Origin of the sequence: Shewanella sp. 10N.286.51.B8 (assembly GCF_041469325.1) — a bacterium.
Lineage (GTDB): Bacteria > Pseudomonadota > Gammaproteobacteria > Enterobacterales > Shewanellaceae > Shewanella.
Genome location: NZ_JBFRKG010000013.1, coordinates 45,623 through 64,851, shown reverse-complemented (window position 1 = coordinate 64,851; position 19,229 = coordinate 45,623). Strand labels below are relative to the sequence as shown.

12 protein-coding genes and 1 pseudogene are annotated in these 19,229 nt (G+C 43.0%); 7 read left to right on the top strand and 6 right to left on the bottom strand.

Annotation, left to right across the window (positions count from 1 at the left end):
* Positions 1-209 precede the first annotated feature (209 nt).
* A complete protein-coding gene (locus tag AB4160_RS06410; RefSeq protein ID WP_372003943.1) occupies positions 210-2,387 on the top strand; it encodes a TonB-dependent receptor in 2,178 nt (725 codons plus the stop codon).
* A gap of 194 nt (positions 2,388-2,581) precedes the next feature.
* On the opposite strand, the gene AB4160_RS06405 is transcribed toward AB4160_RS06410, so the two are convergent.
* Positions 2,582-3,301: a Crp/Fnr family transcriptional regulator gene (locus tag AB4160_RS06405; protein ID WP_372003941.1), complete on the bottom strand. Its 720-nt coding sequence runs from the start codon at positions 3,299-3,301 to the stop codon at positions 2,582-2,584.
* A gap of 308 nt (positions 3,302-3,609) precedes the next feature.
* Between AB4160_RS06405 and AB4160_RS06400 the strand changes: the two genes are divergently transcribed.
* Entirely contained in the window at positions 3,610-3,981 is a 372-nt protein-coding gene (locus tag AB4160_RS06400) for a RidA family protein (protein ID WP_102475793.1), read from the top strand.
* A 35-nt stretch (positions 3,982-4,016) separates the two neighbouring features.
* Complete coding sequence (locus tag AB4160_RS06395; protein WP_372003939.1) at positions 4,017-5,273, top strand: D-amino acid dehydrogenase; 1,257 nt, start codon at positions 4,017-4,019, stop codon at positions 5,271-5,273.
* A 95-nt stretch (positions 5,274-5,368) separates the two neighbouring features.
* On the opposite strand, the gene AB4160_RS06390 is transcribed toward AB4160_RS06395, so the two are convergent.
* Both AB4160_RS06390 and AB4160_RS06385 read right to left on the bottom strand, forming a co-directional pair.
* On the bottom strand, positions 5,369-6,748 hold the full coding sequence (locus AB4160_RS06390) for an FAD-binding oxidoreductase (RefSeq protein WP_372003937.1): 1,380 nt from the start codon (positions 6,746-6,748) through the stop codon (positions 5,369-5,371).
* 22 nt (positions 6,749-6,770) lie between these two features.
* On the bottom strand, positions 6,771-10,259 hold the full coding sequence (locus AB4160_RS06385) for an indolepyruvate ferredoxin oxidoreductase family protein (protein ID WP_372003935.1): 3,489 nt from the start codon (positions 10,257-10,259) through the stop codon (positions 6,771-6,773).
* Between the two features lie 219 nt (positions 10,260-10,478).
* Here AB4160_RS06385 and AB4160_RS06380 point away from each other — a divergent pair, with 219 nt between their 5' ends.
* The 3 genes from AB4160_RS06380 to AB4160_RS06370 all read left to right on the top strand — a co-directional run bounded on the left by AB4160_RS06380 (position 10,479) and on the right by AB4160_RS06370 (position 14,184).
* Positions 10,479-10,874 carry an MAPEG family protein gene (locus AB4160_RS06380; RefSeq protein ID WP_102440300.1) on the top strand — a complete coding sequence of 132 codons (396 nt, stop codon included), beginning with the start codon at positions 10,479-10,481 and terminating at the stop codon, positions 10,872-10,874.
* A gap of 177 nt (positions 10,875-11,051) precedes the next feature.
* Positions 11,052-13,400 (top strand): YgiQ family radical SAM protein, encoded by a 2,349-nt coding sequence (locus AB4160_RS06375; protein ID WP_372003933.1) that lies wholly within the window; start codon positions 11,052-11,054, stop codon positions 13,398-13,400.
* 229 nt (positions 13,401-13,629) lie between these two features.
* On the top strand, positions 13,630-14,184 hold the full coding sequence (locus tag AB4160_RS06370) for a hypothetical protein (protein ID WP_241901006.1): 555 nt from the start codon (positions 13,630-13,632) through the stop codon (positions 14,182-14,184).
* Positions 14,185-16,358: 2,174 nt separating this feature from the next.
* Here AB4160_RS06370 and AB4160_RS06365 read toward each other — a convergent pair.
* The 3 genes from AB4160_RS06365 to AB4160_RS06355 all read right to left on the bottom strand — a co-directional run bounded on the left by AB4160_RS06365 (position 16,359) and on the right by AB4160_RS06355 (position 18,571).
* Positions 16,359-16,931, bottom strand: coding sequence for a YSC84-related protein (locus AB4160_RS06365; RefSeq protein WP_102440297.1), 573 nt, complete (start codon positions 16,929-16,931; stop codon positions 16,359-16,361).
* Between the two features lie 263 nt (positions 16,932-17,194).
* Complete coding sequence (locus AB4160_RS06360; protein WP_133126568.1) at positions 17,195-18,040, bottom strand: hypothetical protein; 846 nt, start codon at positions 18,038-18,040, stop codon at positions 17,195-17,197.
* Positions 18,041-18,154: 114 nt separating this feature from the next.
* Positions 18,155-18,571 carry a nitrous oxide-stimulated promoter family protein gene (locus tag AB4160_RS06355; RefSeq protein ID WP_102440295.1) on the bottom strand — a complete coding sequence of 139 codons (417 nt, stop codon included), beginning with the start codon at positions 18,569-18,571 and terminating at the stop codon, positions 18,155-18,157.
* 315 nt (positions 18,572-18,886) lie between these two features.
* On the opposite strand from AB4160_RS06355, the pseudogene AB4160_RS06350 reads away from it, so the two are divergent.
* A pseudogene (locus AB4160_RS06350) lies at positions 18,887-19,229 on the top strand (hypothetical protein); the annotation flags it as partial.

Genomic DNA, 19,229 nt, shown 5'->3' with positions numbered 1-19,229 from the left:
GACAAAGACGCTGCTGGCAAATGTTAAGATGAAATCTTTTTGTTTGTTGCGTGAAAGTTACCACTTTGTAATCTAGGTGACAGATTGCCTCTAATCAGTTTGTTACCCCTAGATAAAGGCAAAGTTGTTGAGTTGCGCAGTTTGGGAGCGTGCTGTTTTTTGCTTATAAAAATAATCCAATAAACAAAAATAAATAAACAGGTGCGACGATGAAGAGAACACAATTAGGTATCGCAATTAGTGTGGTTTTGCTGGGGCTTAGTGCTCCAAGCTATGCACAAGAAAATGACCCTACGCAACAAGACAACGCCACAGGTATTGAAGTCATTCAGGTGACATCACAAAAACGTGCCCAATCAATTAATGAAGTCCCTATTGCCATCAGTGCCATGAACGAGACCGATATTGAAAGGCTAGGCGCGCAAGATGTGCGAGACATGCAATTTAGTGTGCCGAACATGATTGTCACTGGGTACATAGAGTCGTCACCATCTTTTGGTATTCGCGGTATTAGTGATCGCTCACGTAACCCAGGTTACGATAACCGCGTTGGGGTATATATTGATGGCGTTTGGGTTGGGCGCTCATCAGCTGCTAACCAATCCGCGTTAGATGTTGAACGTGTTGAAGTATTGCGCGGCCCTCAGGGAACCCTATTTGGTAAAAATACCGTTGCTGGTGCGATTAATATTATTACTAAACGACCACATTCAGATGAGCTGAGCGGGCGTTTAGGTGTGGATATTGGCAATTTTGGCCTGCAAAGCTATAACGGCAGTATTAATGTTCCATTTTCTGAAGATTTTTCAGGGCGCTTGTCAGTGACGAAAACCGATCGTGATGGTTTTGTTGAAAACAGCGATCCGCTGGGGGTGATCCCAGCAGATAAAGTTGTTGATGAATTCAATAATAAAGATGAGCTGGCAACCCGAGCGCAATTTTATTGGCATGCGGGTGAGAATACCAACGTGTCGTTAAGCTTTGATTATGTTGAAAATAAAGCCAACGTATTACTGGGTGAAAAAGTCGATGATCCACTCGCACCGGATGTCAATGTGGTGTCATTAGATTCAAGCCAAAGGTTAGATAGCACCATTAAAGGCAGCGGGCTGACCATTGATCATACCTTTGCCAATGAATTCCAATTAACATCGGTTACAGGCCTACGTAGCTCAGAATGGAACTTAAGTGATGTGGATGAAGACTATTCGCCACTGCCCTATGCCTTTACTGAATTTCAAACAGAAGACTCAACTCACTTCTCTCAAGAGTTAAGACTCGCTTCTCCTGCCTATGAAAGCTTTGATTACATTGTTGGCGCTTACTACCTAACCCAAAGTATTGAGGGTGACTCAGATGTCCAAGCCTTTGCACCTGCACTTAACCCAGCTGCGCCACCAGTGTATGTTGGTGCTAGCCGTGTAGCTGATGTTGATGCCGATTCATATGCGCTATTTGCCCACGGTAATTATCGATTTACTGATCAGTGGAGTATCACCGCAGGTCTTCGTTACACCTATGAAGAGAAAGCTATTGATTACACCATTGTTGATACTTCAGGCTTGTTTACTAATTTATCAGCCAAAGAGTCACGTGACGCATCAGATGTATCACCTACGGTGAGCTTAAATTGGATCCCTGTTGAAGATTTACTGCTATTTGCCCGCTATTCTCGCGGCTTTAAAAGCGGTGGTTATAATGCCGACTTAATCAATGATGCCGAAGCGTTACCCTTTGAAGATGAGTCAGTTGATTCTTATGAAATTGGCTTTAAGTCGCCATTTTTAGATAACACCTTAAATCTAAATGCCAATGTGTTTATCTCACAACATGATGATTATCAGGTGCAAAGCTTTACCCAACTGCCATCAGGTGGCACGGCTATCACCATAACCAACGCCGCTGAAGTTGAAAGTAAAGGCTTTGAGCTTGAGCTGCAATGGCAACCTATCGACAGTCTACAGTTGTGGGCAAACTATGGTTACACTGATGCTGAATTTAAAGCATTTCCAGAGCCAGCAGGCCCTGGTACTGACTTCTCGGGTAATCAATTAGCTGAAGCGCCTAAATATACCTATGGCATTGGCGCTGAGTATCGTTATTCACTGAACTATGGCGATTTTGTGGTTCAGGCTGATTACTTCAAACGGGATAAGTTTTACTCAAACCCAGATAATGCCGTCAGTAACTTAAACCAAGAGCGCGGTGAAAGCGCTGCAAGAATTGGCTTTGAAGCTGAGTCAGGCGCATGGAATGTGTTCTTATGGGGTAAAAATCTGGCAGATGATGTGTCGCAAATTCATAACTCGACCTCATTTTTGGGCATAGGACGTGCTCAGTACAGCCAGCCAAGAACCTATGGCGTTAAAGGACAATATAAGTTTTAGCCTTGCAGGTGTAACCTTGGTCTAGCTAACGCTTAACCTTGGTTTTGACGATAAATAAAAAGCGCAGATTATTTTATAATCTGCGCTTTTTTGATGCTATTTAACTTAATGTTTAAAGTGAGCTATTAACTTCAACTCGTCACAGCAGTCATTAACTCATCCCATAACTTGCGGGCAATTAAGCCTATTTACGCCTATGACGCGATGGCTTTAACAGCCACTTGAGAGGTGATCATTTTATCCACCCCAGATATTTTGGCTAACGGCTCAGAATCTAAAATACGGATTTTTCCATAGTGATATTCAATAAATCCGGCATCTGACCAATCTTTCAGTAACTTGTTAATGGCCTGACGGGTCGCACCTACTGAAGAGGCTAACATCTCTTGGGTAAATTCAAGCTCTTGGCAAGCAGAGTTAGGAACATTAGTGGCTGAAAAGGCCAGTAAAAATAATATTTGATTGGCTAAGCGGCGCTCTAAATTAAAAAATAACCCATACTCATACATGTTAAACACCTCTCGAATACGATAGGACACATGCTCACACAGTGTCTTATAAATAATGGGGTATTTTTCGGTTAATTGGTCGAAGTCTTTGGATACAATTTTACCGACTCTGACCTCACCAATGGCGATAACATCTTGCGGGCGCACATCATTATCAATGGCTGATAAAAAACCGATGCAATCACCTTCGCCATAAATCACATAAGTGGCTTCTTTACCATTGTCGGCAATGACCCTGAGACGAACCGAACCACTGAGTATTTGATATTGGCCCGCGCCAGCACCTGATTCACCTTTTCTGTAAACGTACTCCCCATCACTAAAGTGTTTTATTTTAAATGTTGCAGTAACTTCGTCTTGGATGTGTTGCGGTAATAACGCAATCCAATTAGCTGTATTCGACATACTAGAGCTCACTTTGGTTATTATTTTTAGTATTTATGCTGAAATTGACGGCCATATTTTATTGTTATATTGGCCTTTTTCTTGTAAAAAATTTAGGCATCACCGTAAAGGCTGCTGATTATTTCTACCATGGCTGGCGCTGACAGCATAGTAATAAATGGTGCTAATTTGTTACCTGCAGACTTAGAGGGATCTTTTTTATTAACAAGAGTTACTAAAGTGTCATCTTGATTGCAGTGTTGGCTAAATAACTAAACCTATAATGATTTTTAATCATCATGACATCATTGATATAAGGTTGAATTTAAATGGCTAAACAAGTATTAGGTAACAATGCCTTAGGCTTACCTTTCTCTCCTGCGGTTGCTGCTGGTGGGTTTATTTTTTTATCTGGGCAGATGGCGTTTGATCAGAACAATCAATTAGTGGATGGTGATATCACCGTGCAGACCAAGCAAGTGCTAACCAACATCAAAAACTTATTGGCAGAGCAAGATTTAACGCTGGACGCCATTGTAAAAAATACCATTTGGTTAACCCACGTTGAAGATTTTGCCGCCTTTAATCAGGCCTATGCTGAATTTTTTCCTAATAATCCTCCTGCTAGAGCGACTGTGAGATCTGATTTATTGATCCCGGGTGCGCGCATTGAAATTGAAGCGTTAGCGATAAAAGATTAGCCACCAATTAGCGCTGTAATACTTGAGGGGAAAACATGAATATCATTATTATTGGTAGTGGACTGTTGGGCTTGAGCACCGCTTATCAGCTACATGCCCAAGGACATCAAGTCACAGTGATTGATCGACGTGAAAGTGCAGGGCTTGAAACCAGTTTTGCCAATGGCGGCTTACTGACCCCCAGTTTGTCAGATCCTTGGAATGCACCAGGTGTGTTCTTTAATATGCTAAAAATGATTGGCAAAGAAGACTCCCCGTTACTCCTCAGACCTAAAGCATTACCCTCGCTGGCATTGTGGGGGCTCTCCTTTCTAAAACACTCCAGCCGTAAAACCTATGAGCAGAGTATTTTTCGTAACACCCGCATGGCGAAATACACCCTAGATGTGCTTGATGATATGACCCAAGCAATCGGGTTGTCTGATCTGGGTGGTGGCAGTGGCACCATTAAGGTCTGTCGTCAGCAACAGGAGCTGGATGAAGTGCTGGCTATGGCTGAGTTTCTTAAGCCTGAAGCGGTTAAGTTCACTATGCTCAGCCGTGATGACACCTTTAAACTTGAGCCTGCATTGGCCCCGCTAAACGATAAGGTTGCAGGGAGTATTTATTTTCCTGAAGATCGCTTTGGCGATGCCCATCAATACTGTGTTGAGCTAACAACTTACCTTGAAAAAGTAGGGGTGCAGTTTTTATATAACACCACAGTGAACGATATTATTAAGCACCAGGGCAAAATCACCCACATTAACACTAGCCAAGGCCAGTTAGATGCCGATGCATTTGTATTGGCAGCAGGCAGTTACACGCCGTTATTAGCGAATAAAGTGGGCGTTAATATTCCGGTTCGCCCCTGTAAAGGTTATTCATTAACCCTAGCGCTTGATGGCTGGCAAGGCGGGCCTAGCATGCCTGTGATAGACCATTCGCTTCACGCTGGGGTGGTGCCGCTAGGGAATCGAATTCGGGTGGCGGGTACGGCAGAGTTTAACGGTTATGATACCCAGTTAAATCCAGGGCGGTTGCAGAATCTTTATGATTTATTGCAGGCGATTTACCCTGAGTCTAGCGCTTTTGTGAACCCAGAAACCACCCAAAGTTGGACGGGTTTACGACCAGTTTCAGCATCGGGTGTACCGCTAATTGGCCGCTCAAAAATTGATAATTTATATATTAATACTGGCCATGGGCATTTAGGCTGGACGATGGCGGCAGGCTCTGGCAAAGCGCTTGCAGACCTTATCAGTGGCGAGCGCCCTGAAATATCTCTCGCTGATTACGCAGTTAATTGCTGAGTTAATTGCTGAGTTAATTGCTGAGTTAATTGCTGAGTTAATTGGACAGCGTAGCAAACCTGAATGGCTTGCTACGCTGACATTTATTACCACCTCTAAGGGAAAACCTTGCCGCGGTTGAGAAGATTTTTAGGGTCAAAAGCGAGCTTCAAGCGTTTCATTAAGGCTATTTCGTTGTCAGTGCGGGAGCAATGTAAGTATTTAAGCTTATCTAAACCAATGCCATGCTCAGCAGAAATCGAGCCTGCGTAAGGTTTTAGCTGCTGATAAACAATGCTTTGCACTTGATGCTTCGTCTGCTCATCATAGCTACCTACACAAATGCCTAAATGTAAATTACCATCACCTAAGTGACCAAATACAATGAATTTTGCATGGGGCCACTGCGTCATAATTTGGCTTTCAACTTGCTGAATATATTGCTCCATGTTGGCAATAGGCAGGCTAATATCAAAGGCAAACAGTGGGTTTAACTCGCTGATGACAGTGTCAATATCATCCCTCATGGCCCATAACTGTTCACGCTGACTTTCTGACTTAGCAATTGCGGCGTCCACTAAAATATCTTGCTCTAACGCAGCCATTAGCGCTTCTTCAAATTGCACGGCGTCGCGCTCGGCGTTATGGCCTGTGGCTTCAATTAACACGTAATATGGATAGCCACTGTCGATAACCGTATTGTGCTTGTCTGAGTCGGTCATTAATTGATAAAAATTGCCCCACATCACTTCAAATGCCGATAGCTGACCATTTAAGTGACTGTTGAGTAATTTCAGTAGCTTGGCGACAGCATCAAACTGGGTTGCGGCGACAATGGCAGTATTGCGACTGCTGGGCAAAGGGTGCAGGCGTAACACGGCTTTAGTGACGATACCTAAGGTGCCTTCGGTGCCGATAAATAGCTGTTTAAGATCATAACCGGCGTTATTTTTTAGCATACTGTTTAATGACGAAATAACCGTGCCATCCACTAAAACCGCTTCTAAGCCCAAGACTTGTTCACGCATCATGCCATATTTAAGCACGCTATTACCGCCAGCATTGGTGGCTATATTACCGCCAATAGTGGCGCTGCCTCTGGCGCCTAAATCCAGAGCAAATAACCAATCTTCTGTGGCGGCTTTTTCTTGCACTACTTGTAGCGGCACGCCCGCTTGCACTGTCATAGTGCCCGCTTGATTATCGATGGACTCAATCTGAGTCATGCGCTCTAACGAAATCGCAATATCGTCAGCTGTTGCATAGGTACCATTGACCAATCCGGTTAACCCGCCCCAAGGGATGGTGGTTTGATCCTGCTGGTGGCAAAGGCTCATCACCTTAGATAGCTCTTCGGTTGAAGCAGGGCGCACTATGGCCAGTGCTTGGCATTGTCCTTTGCCATAAGAGTAAGCAGGCCTGTTGGCAACGTCATCCCCAAGGATAATGCCTTTATCACCTACGATAGCGGTTATCTTTTTTATAATATCTATCATATTCACTCTCTGTAGCTATGTATTAGCTAACTTCTTTAAATTGAATGGCTGATTTATCTGGGCCATGGATAAATTGATGTAATAGCTTTCCTTTGGCCATGAGTGTGGCGCTAATATTGTTTTCTTTAATATGGCCAAAGCCTTTAATCATTTGCGGTAGCTGAGCGATTTCAATGGCGAGTGGTAAATTATCATGATTCAGGTTTTCGATGATATGCTTTATATCTGCTTGATAATCTTTAATTAACTGCCTTTCCATCTTTCTTTCATTGGTATAGCTAAACATATCTAGTTTAGAGCCGCGCAAAAACTTAAATTTAGCCAACACTTTAAACGCCGTTAAGATCCATGGGCCAAATTCACGCTTAATCGGTAAACCAGTATCTGGGTGTTTTTTGCTAAACAAAGGCGGTGCGAGAGAGAATTTAACCTTAAAGTCGCCGTCAAAATCATTATGTAAATTTTGCATTAGCGTCGCTGAGCTGTGCAGACGCGCCACTTCATATTCGTCTTTGTAGCTCATTAATTTACTCAGATTAGTGGCTACCGCTAAGGTTAAGCGGTCAGAATTTTCAGCCACAGCTTTTTCTGCTTGGCTGACTTGTTCAATAAACTCACGGTATTGCTTGGCATAGGCATTACTTTGATAATGACTGAGATGCTCAGCCCCATCTTCAATGGCGCTAAAGGCGGTGGTCGCAATATTTTGCTGGCTGTCAGTGGTCAGTAATTGCGAGAAAAATTCAGGATTAAAACACAATAATCGGCCTAAATTTAACGCGTTGAGATTAAAGTCAACACTCACACCATTAAGGCGTAAGGCGTGTTCAACTGAGGCAACTGAAAGCGGTAACGCCCCTTTTTGCAGGGCAAAGCCCACCACAAATAAATTAGCGCCTATGGTATCTCCCATGAGTTTTTTGGCGATGTTAGAAGCATCGATAAAATCGACATTATCGCGGCCTAATAATTGGGTTAACGATTGTTGCTCTTTAAACTCAGTGGGGATCGCTTGTGGGTTTAATTGAAATATTGCTGGTGGCGCAATGGCAGCATTACCAATTAGGCGAGTTTGTTGGTAAGTAATGATTTTAATGATGTGCGGATCTAGGGTCGCCAGTAAATCGAATGCTAAAATTAAATCGGCGCTGCCAGTATCAATTTTAGGGCTAAATAATCGCTCAGGTGAGTTGGCAAATTTAAGATGGCTGTAAACCGCGCCATTTTTTTGCGACAAGCCGGTCATGTCGTAAATTGAGCAGGCTTTATTATCAATATGAGCTGCCATGCCTAATATCGCCCCGACAGTGATCACCCCTGAACCGCCAATCCCTGCAATCATGACATTGTAGTTATCATCAATGTTACACGCGGTAGGCGCGGGAATCGTGGCAAACACATCTGCTGAAATCGCGGTGGCAGCGGCCTTTTTCGGGGTGCCACCAATGACGGTAACAAACGAAGGACAAAAGCCTTTATTACAGCTGTAATCTTTATTACAACTGGATTGATCTATTTGACGCTTGATGCCTTTCGAGGTCACTTTCGGTTGCAAGCTCACGCAGGTTGACTGAACTGAGCAATCGCCGCAGCCTTCACACACGTCAGCATTAATGTATAAGCGTTTAGTTGGATCAGCAATTAAGCCACGTTTACGGCGGCGACGCTTTTCTGCTGCACAAGTTTGCTCGTAAATTAATACGGTGCAACCTGCTATTTTGCTGAGCATGGTTTGCACCATGTCTAAGCGGTCACGATGATAAATCTCAACGTTTTTGGCGATGTCTGGGTTATTGGCGTATGCCTGTGGCGAGTCAGTGACAATCACGCATTTACTAATGCCTTCATAGGTCACTTGTTGGCTAATTTCAGCGACGGAGATTGGCCCATCCACTGGCTGGCCGCCAGTCATGGCAACCGCATCGTTATATAAAATTTTATAGGTGATATTGACCTTGGCCGCGATGGCTCCGCGGATTGCCATTAAGCCAGAGTGATAATAGGTGCCATCGCCTAGGTTTTGAAACACGTGGTTGGTGTTAGTGTATTTGGCTAAGCCCACCCACTGCATGCCTTCACCGCCCATATGGCAAGGGATCATGGTGTCTTTGCGATAAAATGCTGCCATGGCGTGACAGCCAATACCAGCCATAGCGATACTGTTTTCAGGTACTTTTGTGGAGGTGTTATGGGGGCAACCAGAGCAAAAGTAAGGGGTTCTAGGTAAGCTGGTGGCGCAACTTTTAGGGTCAAGCTTTGAGCGTAAACGCACAATTGCGGCGTCAACCTTGGGGTGAGTTTGACCATTAATGCGCAGGCGCTCAGCGATGATAAAGGCCAGTGTGAGTGGCTCTAACTGCACATCGGCACTGACGAGCGCGAGGCCATTTTCATCCTGTTTACCAATAACCCGTGTGGCACCTTGTTTGCCAAACAGGATTGATTTTATTTGCTCTTCAATAAAGGCGCGCTTTTCTTCAATAACCAGTAATTCAGGTTGCTGCTGGGCAAAGTCGGTTAATTTGCTGGGCTCGATGGGCCAGATACAACCTAATTTGAATACCGATAACCCCAGTGTTTGCGCAAGATCATTGTCGATCTCTAATAATGCCAGGGCCGACATTACATCGTTATAGGCTTTACCGGCAGTGACAATACCCAGACTTCTTTGTGAGGCGTTGTCATTTTTGGCTACGCGAACCTGATCAAGATTATTGGCTTTAATAAAGCGATGCACCAAGGGCAAGCGGTGAGTAATGACATTGGTTTCATTGGTTTGCGGCGGGATAAAGCCACTGGTTTTGAGATTGATGCTGTCTGTGGGGGTGTCATCTCGACTAGGACGTTTGATATCTATATTGTCGAGATTAATATCAATGGTAGCGGTTTGTTCCACTGATTCATTCACACATTTAAAGCCTACCCATAAGCCGCTATAACGAGACAGCGCCCAACCTAAAATACCATAATCGATAAATTCGCTGACATCGGCAGGGTAAAGTGAGGGAATAAGATTTGCCGCTAAGGCCTGTTCACTTTGATGTGAAATAGTCGATGATTTACCAGGATGGTCATCACCGTAAACCACCAACACGCCGCCATGTTCATGGGTGCCAGCATAGTTTGCATGTTTAAATGGATCGCCACTTCTATCAACACCGGGCCCTTTGCCATACCACATGGCAAATACGCCATCGACATTAGGCTCGGGTATGGTGTCGAGTAACTGGGTGCCCCAAATCGCCGTTGCAGCTAGGTCTTCATTGACCCCAGGTTGGAAGGTGATGTTTTGTTGATCTAAACGCTTTTTGGCTTTCCAGATATAACTATCTAATGCTCCTAGTGGCGAGCCTCGATAACCTGAAATATAACCCGCGGTATTCAAGCCTTGGTTTTTGTCTAATTGCGCTTGAATTAGCGGTAATCGAACTAAAGCTTGGTTGCCGTTTATAAAGATACGACCAGATGTATTGTTATATTTATCTTCTAAAGTGATGTCACTATGTTTCATCTGCTCTGTTCCTTCGAGTCATATTTGGTGTTATCAATCGATTTTTAGGTTAGAACATGTGAATTATGATGACTGCAATATAGGTGACATTTGTTAAATAAATTCAAAATTAGGCTTTTGTAAGCCTTGCCGCTGTGATGATAAAAATCGCTTTTTTCATTAAACAAAGCTGATATTTAGCATATAGTGAAGCCTTAACAGCATTTAAAAGGAGTTCAAATGATCGCCAGTGTATCGGGGTTATATATCGCTTTAACGGCCATAATGGCCATTTATTTTAGTTTACGAGTGGTAAAGCTTAGAAAAGGGCTGAAGATTGGTATTGGCAATGAGGGTAATCAAGAGTTAATTATTGCAGATCGCGTGCACGCTAACCTTGTGGAGAACGCGCCATTTGCGCTGCTATTAATCTTGGTGGCTGAAGTGAATGGGCTTTCAGCACCGTTTTTACATTTGTTTGGCAGTTTGTGGTTATTTGCCCGTTTATTACATGCCATTGGCTTAACGCAGGGCAAAGGCGGTTATCATTTTGGCCGCTTTTGGGGAGTATTAATCACCTGGATAATTATTGTCAGCTTAGCCGTGGTTAATATCGGTTTATTTTTAGGCTTATGACTGAGTACTTGATAAGGTGGGAGTTTTACTATTCCCACTGTATTTATAAGGTTTTTTATTTTTAGTCATCAATAAAAAAATTTCACATCTGCTGCTTTTTTAGTCACACTTACTCATCGCCAACTGGTATACTCCGCGACCGTTTATCGACGTATCCATCAATTTTAGGTTACACACATGCAAGTTGAATCCACGTTATTTAATTATCCAAAGTTCTGGGCAGAGTGTTACGGCACAGCTCCCTTTCTTCCGATGTCTCGCAAAGAGATGGATCAACTTGGATGGGATAGCTGCGATATTATTATCGTCAGTGGCGATGCTTATGTGGACCACCCAAGTTTCGGCATGGCGGTTATTGGCCGTATGCTTGAAGCACAAGGGTTTCGAGTCGGTATTATTTGTCAGCCAGACTGGTCAAATAAAAATGACTTTATGAAGCTAGGTCGTCCGAACCTGTTTTTCGGTGTAACCGCCGGCAACATGGACTCGATGATCAACCGCTATACCGCAGATCGTCGCATTCGCAGTGATGATGCCTACACCCCAAACGATGAAGGCGGTAAACGCCCAGATCGCGCGGTAACCGTTTATACCCAGCGTTGTAAAGAAGCCTTCAAAGAAGTGCCCGTGGTGATCGGTGGTATCGAGGCCAGTTTACGCCGTATCGCTCATTATGATTACTGGTCTGATAAAGTGCGCCGCAGTGTGATATTTGATGCTAAAGCCGATATCTTAATTTACGGTAATGCCGAGCGCCCGCTGGTGGAAGTGGCACATCGCATCGCTAATGGCGAAAAAATGGCTGATTTGCACGATATTCGTGGCACCGCAGTTATTCGTCATGAACCTTTGCCCGGCTGGAAAGGCATGGATTCGCGCAAATTAGATCAACTACACAAGATTGATCCTATCCCCAATCCTTATGGTGCTGATGATGTCGGCTGTGAAAAATTATCCGGCCCAACCGATAAAAAGATTTTTGATAATGATGCCCCTAAAGCCATCAGCGTGCAGCCGCCAAGACCTAAGCCGTGGGAAAAAACCTATGTGCTACTGCCAGCTTATGAAAAAGTGGCTGACGATAAATTCTTGTATGCCCATGCTTCACGTATTTTGCATCAAGAGCAAAATCCGGGTTGTGCCCGCGCGTTATTTCAAGCTCAAGGAAATCGCTCTGTGTGGGTTAACCCGCCAGCGTGGCCATTAAATACTGATGAAATGGATGCGGTGTTTGATTTGCCGTATCAGCGCGTACCGCACCCAAGTTATGGTAAAGCGGTGATCCCTGCTTACGACATGATTAAAACCTCGATTAATATCATGCGAGGTTGTTTTGGTGGCTGTTCGTTCTGCTCGATTACCGAGCATGAAGGGCGCATTATTCAAAGTCGCTCGCAAGAATCTATCATCAAAGAAATTAAAGATATTCAAGACAAAGTGCCGGGCTTTACTGGGGTTATTTCAGACTTAGGTGGCCCAACCGCTAACATGTATCGCCTCGGCTGTACTAGCGTCAAAGCAGAAACCACTTGTCGACGTTTATCCTGCGTATATCCCTCAATTTGTGGCCATTTAGGTACCGATCATAAACACACCATTGATTTATATCGCGCCGCCCGTGACGTGCCGGGGATTAAAAAGGTTCTGATTGCATCAGGTGTGCGTTATGACTTAGCCACAGAAGATCCTCGCTACATTAAAGAGCTGGCTAAGCATCATGTGGGCGGCTATTTAAAAATCGCCCCAGAGCACACTGAAGATGGTCCACTAAGCAAAATGATGAAGCCGGGAATGGGCAGTTATCATAAGTTTAAAGAGCTATTTGATCATTACTCTAAAGAAGCGGGTAAGAAGCAGTATCTTATTCCTTACTTCATCTCAGCACATCCGGGGACCACCGATGAAGATATGCTGAATCTAGCCCTGTGGCTTAAATCAGAGAAGTTTAAGCTTGATCAAGTGCAAAATTTTTATCCATCGCCAATGGCCAATGCCACCACCATTTACCACACTGAGCTTAACTCATTGAAGAATGTGAAGCACACCAGTGAACAAGTGACCGTGCCTAAGAAAGGCCGTCAGCGCCGCTTACACAAAGCGCTGCTGCGCTATCATGATCCTGCAGGCTGGCCACTTATTCGTGAAGCCTTAGCTGCCATGGGTAAAGAGCATTTAATTGGTAATGGGGTGCAACATATTGTGCCACCAGAATCACGTAATGAGCGCCAAGGTTTTGGGGCTAAAAACCGTGGTGGCAAAAATGATGGTAGTAAGACGGCTTTCACCCGTTTTTCTGGTAATCAGTTTGCGGATAGAGACTGCGGTAAAAAACCGACCAAAGCCAACAAAGCCAAAGCGGCTGGCGAAAAGCAAGAAGGCGGCAAGTCATCTTCAGCTAAAAAACCAGCTAATGCAAATAGCGCTAACAAAGGCAAAGCTAAAACAGGCTGGTCACAGAAGAAGCAGCCATTTAGCAATAAGGCGAATGCAAAAAATAAATCTTCAAATAGTAAGGGCGCTAGATAAGCCGCTGAGCTAATTTGAAATTGTTAACTAGAAAACCGCCAATAGGCGGTTTTTTTATTTCAGGTTAAATTAAACAATCACTGTTAGTCTGCAAGCCTAGTTCATTTGCTTTAGGGTATCGCCCATGGTTTAAATGAATGATTAAAAACTAAAATAAATACCCCAAGGAATAATAATGAAAAAAATATTGGCCACTGCTGTATTGAGTTGTCTGATCCCCGCTACTGCTATGGCACATGGCAGTCATGATCATGATGAATCTACCACTTACGCTAGTGTACAAGACAGTTACTTTGATGCGCTTGCTGTGCATTGTGGTAAAGCGTATGCGGGTGAGGTGACTGCGGGCAACGAAGCTGATTCAGCTTTTAGCAATAAAGCATTAATCATGCACGTACGTGAATGCAGCGATACTGAGCTTAAAATTCCTTTTCATGTGGGTGACGATCACTCTCGTACTTGGGTTATCACCAAAACCACTTCAGGCTTGCGCTTAAAGCATGATCACCGTCATGAAGATGGCACTGAAGACAAAGTCACCATGTACGGTGGCGACACTGCTGACATGGGCACTGCAACTGAGCAATCATTTCCTGTCGATGCTGAATCAATTGCTAACTTTAATGAAAATGGCTTAACAGCGTCAGTGACTAACGTGTGGCATATGTACATTGAGCCAACAGTCTTCACTTATCGTTTAACCCGCGAAAATCGTGATTTTAGAGTGGATTTTGATTTAACCAAGCCTGTGGCATTACCGCCAACGCCTTGGGGTCATGAGTAATTGTTGTTTTAAGTATAAGCCTGCATAAATGACATCATAGGCAGCTAAAACCCGCGAAAATCGTGACTTAATAGCCTATTTTGAGATACCTGCCGAATAGGCAGTAAAACCTCTTCTTACTTTGTGTAGGAAGAGGTTTTTTATTTAATACTAACTCGCATTTGCTAACAAAAAGCCGCAAAACTTGTTTTACTCTTTTGAAAAATCAACGTCGTGGTACTGAGTTCACACCAGATTTAGACCGTAAGTTACCTTTCTGTATTTCCAAACTCCGTTTGGATTGACATCGTGGGTTTTCTACCCACACCCGACCAAAAGGGTATCAACTGCAATACCCTCTATACTCTTTATTAAAGAATTAGGCCCCGCAGCCCCCGATGAAAAATGCATGTTTTCAATGGGGATTGATCCAGCTTTCAACTTCGTTTATGACCCAAAGCTTGTTTGCTATTTTAAAAAACAACGTCGTGGCGCTTCGCCCACACCAGACCAAGAGGGTATCAACAGCAATACCCTCTTGGAACACCCCGCTGCCCCAACGAAAAATGCTGAAAAGCGCATGTTTTCAACGGGGATTGATCCAGCTTTTAACTTCGTTTGTATCCGGCTTCGGTCATTGTCGAAAAGCCCTAACGCTTCCGATAGGCCATCCCTGGCCAAACGAAAGCTAGCTTGGCATCCATGCCAAGCTCACGGCCTTTTCTCGATGACCTCAATTCAAATGGAGCTTTTAAATGTAAGATCTTCTAACTTTAACTCTTTAAATTATCACCAATGCTGTCAACTCGAAGAGACAATAACCCCAGTGTAGATGCGTTCAAGACCTTCGAAAACATGGCGAAGTTTCACTGTGTGGAACGCTCTGAGCGAGAGGCATGGATGCCGAACTGGCCGTTTAACATGGATGTTATTTGTTTTCGCAGAGCCCACAGGGATGTGTTCACGGCGTGTCTTGGATGTATCTGCACATAAGGTCGCTCTTTCACATCCATGTGATCGCGACATTCCGTTCATCCTGAACATCCCAGCGGCAGGCAATGGATTAGGTTGAGGTGATGAACTTCAATGATTCAGCCAATAAAAACTAAGTAAAACTATGAATTAATGACATAAGTTACATTAAGGTATCACCACTTAAGGACAGAGTTGGCTAACCTCGAATACAATCATCGGGCACGCCATTTAGGGAAGAAAAAGCCATTCAATAATATGTGCCTTCAACCCTCCTAGAAAGTTTACAGATTGACTTGACCACATCAGAGCCAACTAATTCAGTCGGACTAACCAGCAGAAACAGGGTGAGGCAATAAAAGTAAAGGTGAACTGAGTTGATACCAATTAATTGAGGCAAACGGTCACAGCCATTAACTGAAATATCAGTATCAAACAGGTAAACAAAGCAAAGTAAAAGATGAAAAATTCCACCTTAAAAGGTGTAATCAGAACAAATGATTAGTCGAAATACTGTACAAAAAAACTACCGTCAAAAAGCAAATTCCTATAGCATAAACCATACCGATAAATAGGGATGTGGTATCGGCCAAGTCCAACAAGCGATTTATGCCCTGCAAACAGCGCAACGCATAAATACTAAAACGTTATATTTAAAATCAAATTTTGGAGATTAATTATGGAAAATATCACGGAAAAAAGGAGTTTATCTCAATGGTTTTTTGGCGAGTATTCTTGGACTCTTAAATTTAGTTGGGTGCTAGCAACATTAGTATGCGTATACCTAGGTGCTACCCGCGAAGAAAATATCTGGATTCTTCTTGTTGATGGGCATGTCAATTCAGCCTTTCTTCTCTATATACTTGGATACTTATCTGATTTTCGGTATAGGTTCATTAAAGAATCGAGAAATAATTAAATATAACAAGAATTTCAAACGGAAAAAAACAGTTGGCTGTTTTCATTCCTCAACATTTTAGCCAGCCATTTTTAGCCGCTTAGCAAAGCGTTACTAAAACATTTCTGTCCAAATGTTTGTTAGTGATTGTGAATCGAACACTCGTAATAACATGCTTTAGGAGCAGGTTTATCAATGATAATTCGATTTGTCAGCTAATGATTGCAGTGAAAGTAACTGTTTATCAGATTATGCTTTAATCTTAGCGTGAAAAAGGCTGCAACTGCAGCCTTTTTATTGGGTGAGATTTTCTCGTTTACAAAAATTATTTAGCATCAAAACTAAATGATTGTCCTGCAATGGCGGCTTCATACATCAATCCGCCTTTCGCGGCAGTGAAAACCGCCATGCCATTCATATAAGCAGCATTAGCTGCTGTACGGTTGCCTGCATTGCCAGCCCCTGCTGAGTTACCTGTTGAGCCCACTTGTGCATTGGCGCCAACAGTAATGGCCACTGCAGATGCCTGGGCGCTAAACTCAAAGGTACCACTGGTAAAGTCGTTATAGGCTTCAGCATCTTTAAAGAAAATAATTTCGCTATAAGCTTGTCCACCTAATTGGAAGCCAATAGAAAGTTGTGACACGCTTGAATCACCACTATAAACACCACCTTTATATACCTTGCCTGAGCCGTAGGCCGCACCGATACCAAAGCCGCCTTTACCCACTGTTGGGTAAATCGCATAGCCGTAGGCACTATCAAAAAAACCTTGTACTTCGGGGGCCTTTTTAAAATCGGCAATGGCTTCGGCGTATTTGTCAGCGTGAGCTGAGCTAGAAAATGTCAGTCCGATAAGCACGAATGTGACCGCTAGCAATGACAATATATTTTTCATAAAAACTCCTGTGATAAGCAAACTTTAGTGATGATAGCTTTAGCATAGCAAACCCAAGCTGAACAAAGCTGTAATAAAAACGCCTAATATTGCTACTAGGTGCTTAAAACTAACATGAGTTCAGTTGGTGCTGAGTATTTAAATGAGTGGTGTTGTTATTTAAATCTAGCAGTGAGTAAATAACTCACTTAATATCCTCTTTAATTGAGCTTGTTTGTACAGGTGTTGGCTCAGGCTGTGGCCTTTATCTGGCGAAGTTAATTTCACTTAGTTTTTGGGACTGACTTGTTCTCTAAGCCCTGATCTGAGGCTTTGTCATCACTGATAACACTTCTTAAATAATCAAGTTCTTCATTATCCAGTAGCAGCTTGGCACTATGATGCTGGGGTGTTTTATTGACCTTGATACGTAAAAATACCAGTCGGGTCACTTGGTGTAGTCCGTATATGGCAAACCCATAAATGGTCGCTAATAGACATAATCTGACGATGCCAACAGCATAGCTAGAAATAGTGTCACCAAAATAGAAGGGTAATAACACCAATACCAATCGTAAAACCCAATTAAGTAAAATGCCGCCAGTAAGCAGTAATAACCACCTAAATCTAACATTTTTTAAGCTTTGATGTTTGTCGACTCTATGACGACTTAACGCGCTAATGATAAGGAAAAAATAGATCCCGCTTTGAATTAAAATAATGGCAGGCATGACTAGGGCTATTTTATTAATGGTGACTAATTCACTGATGTTGTTGACTTGAATATGGGATGCATCGGGAACCATACCAATATTGAACGATACAGTGACAACAATAACCGCCATGGAAATTAGCGTAGTAAGTATATGTTTGACGAAATTGAGGTCAGAGGTTTTAATTTGTAAACACGCTTTGCAATAGCTGTACAGTAAGGGCATCAGTAAGAAGTAAAATGGCACCATTAACGTCATCATAAAATGAATTTGAATTGGGGCATTTTCGCGGGTGATACTGGCTGAAAAAAAGAATAGCGAGATCAGAATAAATAAGGCGCCCAGTAAGCGATTACTATGGCTGGTGCTGCTGTCGTTATTAGCAAAAATATAGCGGACGTAAAAACCTACTCCCAAGCAATGTATGCCAGCGAGTAATGATAGCCAAATATACGCCTGTGAAAAAAACTGATTAATTACGATGGCCAATCCCTTTGTTTATCGTTAAGTCATATCTTAAATCACGCTTTATCAAGCAGCATTATTATGTTTTTTCTGTTTTCTCATATGACGGTTTGACGCCGCTTCGGGCGGTTTGCCAGGTGCGGGCTTTCTTTCTGCGAGTAAATGCGTTATCGCCATAATAGGATGGGGAAGCAGCATTCTTGGGCCAGAGTAAATCATGATTTCACGCACTTTTTGTTTCATGTGCGGTTTGTAGCAATGCACAGGACATTTGTTGCATGTCGGCTTTTGTTGACCATAAGGACAGCGATCTAAGCGTGTTTCTGCGTATTCAAGCAATTCAATGCAATCTGGGCACAAGCCTTGGCTATTTTCCGTTTGTAACGCAATTTGATGATGAGCCCGGCAATAAATTTTTGCCATAGCATTCATTGTGTTGAATTCATATAACAGCTTGCCTGATAGGATCGCGCTTATTGTCATGTGTTAATACCATAGTAAATCACTCGGGTATGGCTAGTTTACCTAATCACAGTCTGTTTATTCAATTCAATGCTTAATAAGCTTGAACTAGAGCACATAAAAACAAAAGCTAAAAATAATGTCAGCTTATTGTGTTAACGAGCATAAAAGCGACATAAACACTTGATTTTTGTCCTAAGAATAGCTTATTAATATTAGTTCAGCTTGTTTAATTTTCAAGCAGAAAAATGAAGCTTCCTTCTTCGGATAGGCTAGGAATGGTAAACTCCAAAACTATTCAAATGCACACAGCATGACACAAATATGGTGTTATAAATGATTATTAAAATTATTGTCGTTGTTTTATTGGTTTGGCTGGGTATTTATCTTTATCGTCGAACCCAAACCGTTGCTAAGCAAGAGCTAGAGCAGAAAGAACCAACTCAGGCAGATCCGCAGCCAGAAGCTGAGATAACAGATATAGCCTCAGCCCCATCTGAGATTGAGTCTGCACCGCAAGATAATACTGAACTTGAGACTGAATCAATAGCTCAAGAATTAGAACCAAGCCCTGTGCAAGATGAAGATACTGTAGTCACTGCCGTAGATGAAGTTGAAGCAACAGTTGAACAAATAGTCGAGACTGAGTCTTATGAGCTGCCAGAGCCAGAGCCAGAGC

Bases quoted from the DNA above. Each gene is read 5' to 3' on its own strand.
- AB4160_RS06410 (WP_372003943.1), top strand. From the start codon at position 210: ATGAAGAGAACACAATTAGGTATCGCAATTAGTGTGGTTTTGCTGGGG.
- AB4160_RS06405 (WP_372003941.1), bottom strand. From the start codon at position 3,301: ATGTCGAATACAGCTAATTGGATTGCGTTATTACCGCAACACATCCAA.
- AB4160_RS06400 (WP_102475793.1), top strand. From the start codon at position 3,610: ATGGCTAAACAAGTATTAGGTAACAATGCCTTAGGCTTACCTTTCTCT.
- AB4160_RS06395 (WP_372003939.1), top strand. From the start codon at position 4,017: ATGAATATCATTATTATTGGTAGTGGACTGTTGGGCTTGAGCACCGCT.
- AB4160_RS06390 (WP_372003937.1), bottom strand. From the start codon at position 6,748: ATGATAGATATTATAAAAAAGATAACCGCTATCGTAGGTGATAAAGGC.
- AB4160_RS06385 (WP_372003935.1), bottom strand. From the start codon at position 10,259: ATGAAACATAGTGACATCACTTTAGAAGATAAATATAACAATACATCT.
- AB4160_RS06380 (WP_102440300.1), top strand. From the start codon at position 10,479: ATGATCGCCAGTGTATCGGGGTTATATATCGCTTTAACGGCCATAATG.
- AB4160_RS06375 (WP_372003933.1), top strand. From the start codon at position 11,052: ATGCAAGTTGAATCCACGTTATTTAATTATCCAAAGTTCTGGGCAGAG.
- AB4160_RS06370 (WP_241901006.1), top strand. From the start codon at position 13,630: ATGGCACATGGCAGTCATGATCATGATGAATCTACCACTTACGCTAGT.
- AB4160_RS06365 (WP_102440297.1), bottom strand. From the start codon at position 16,931: ATGAAAAATATATTGTCATTGCTAGCGGTCACATTCGTGCTTATCGGA.
- AB4160_RS06355 (WP_102440295.1), bottom strand. From the start codon at position 18,571: ATGACAATAAGCGCGATCCTATCAGGCAAGCTGTTATATGAATTCAAC.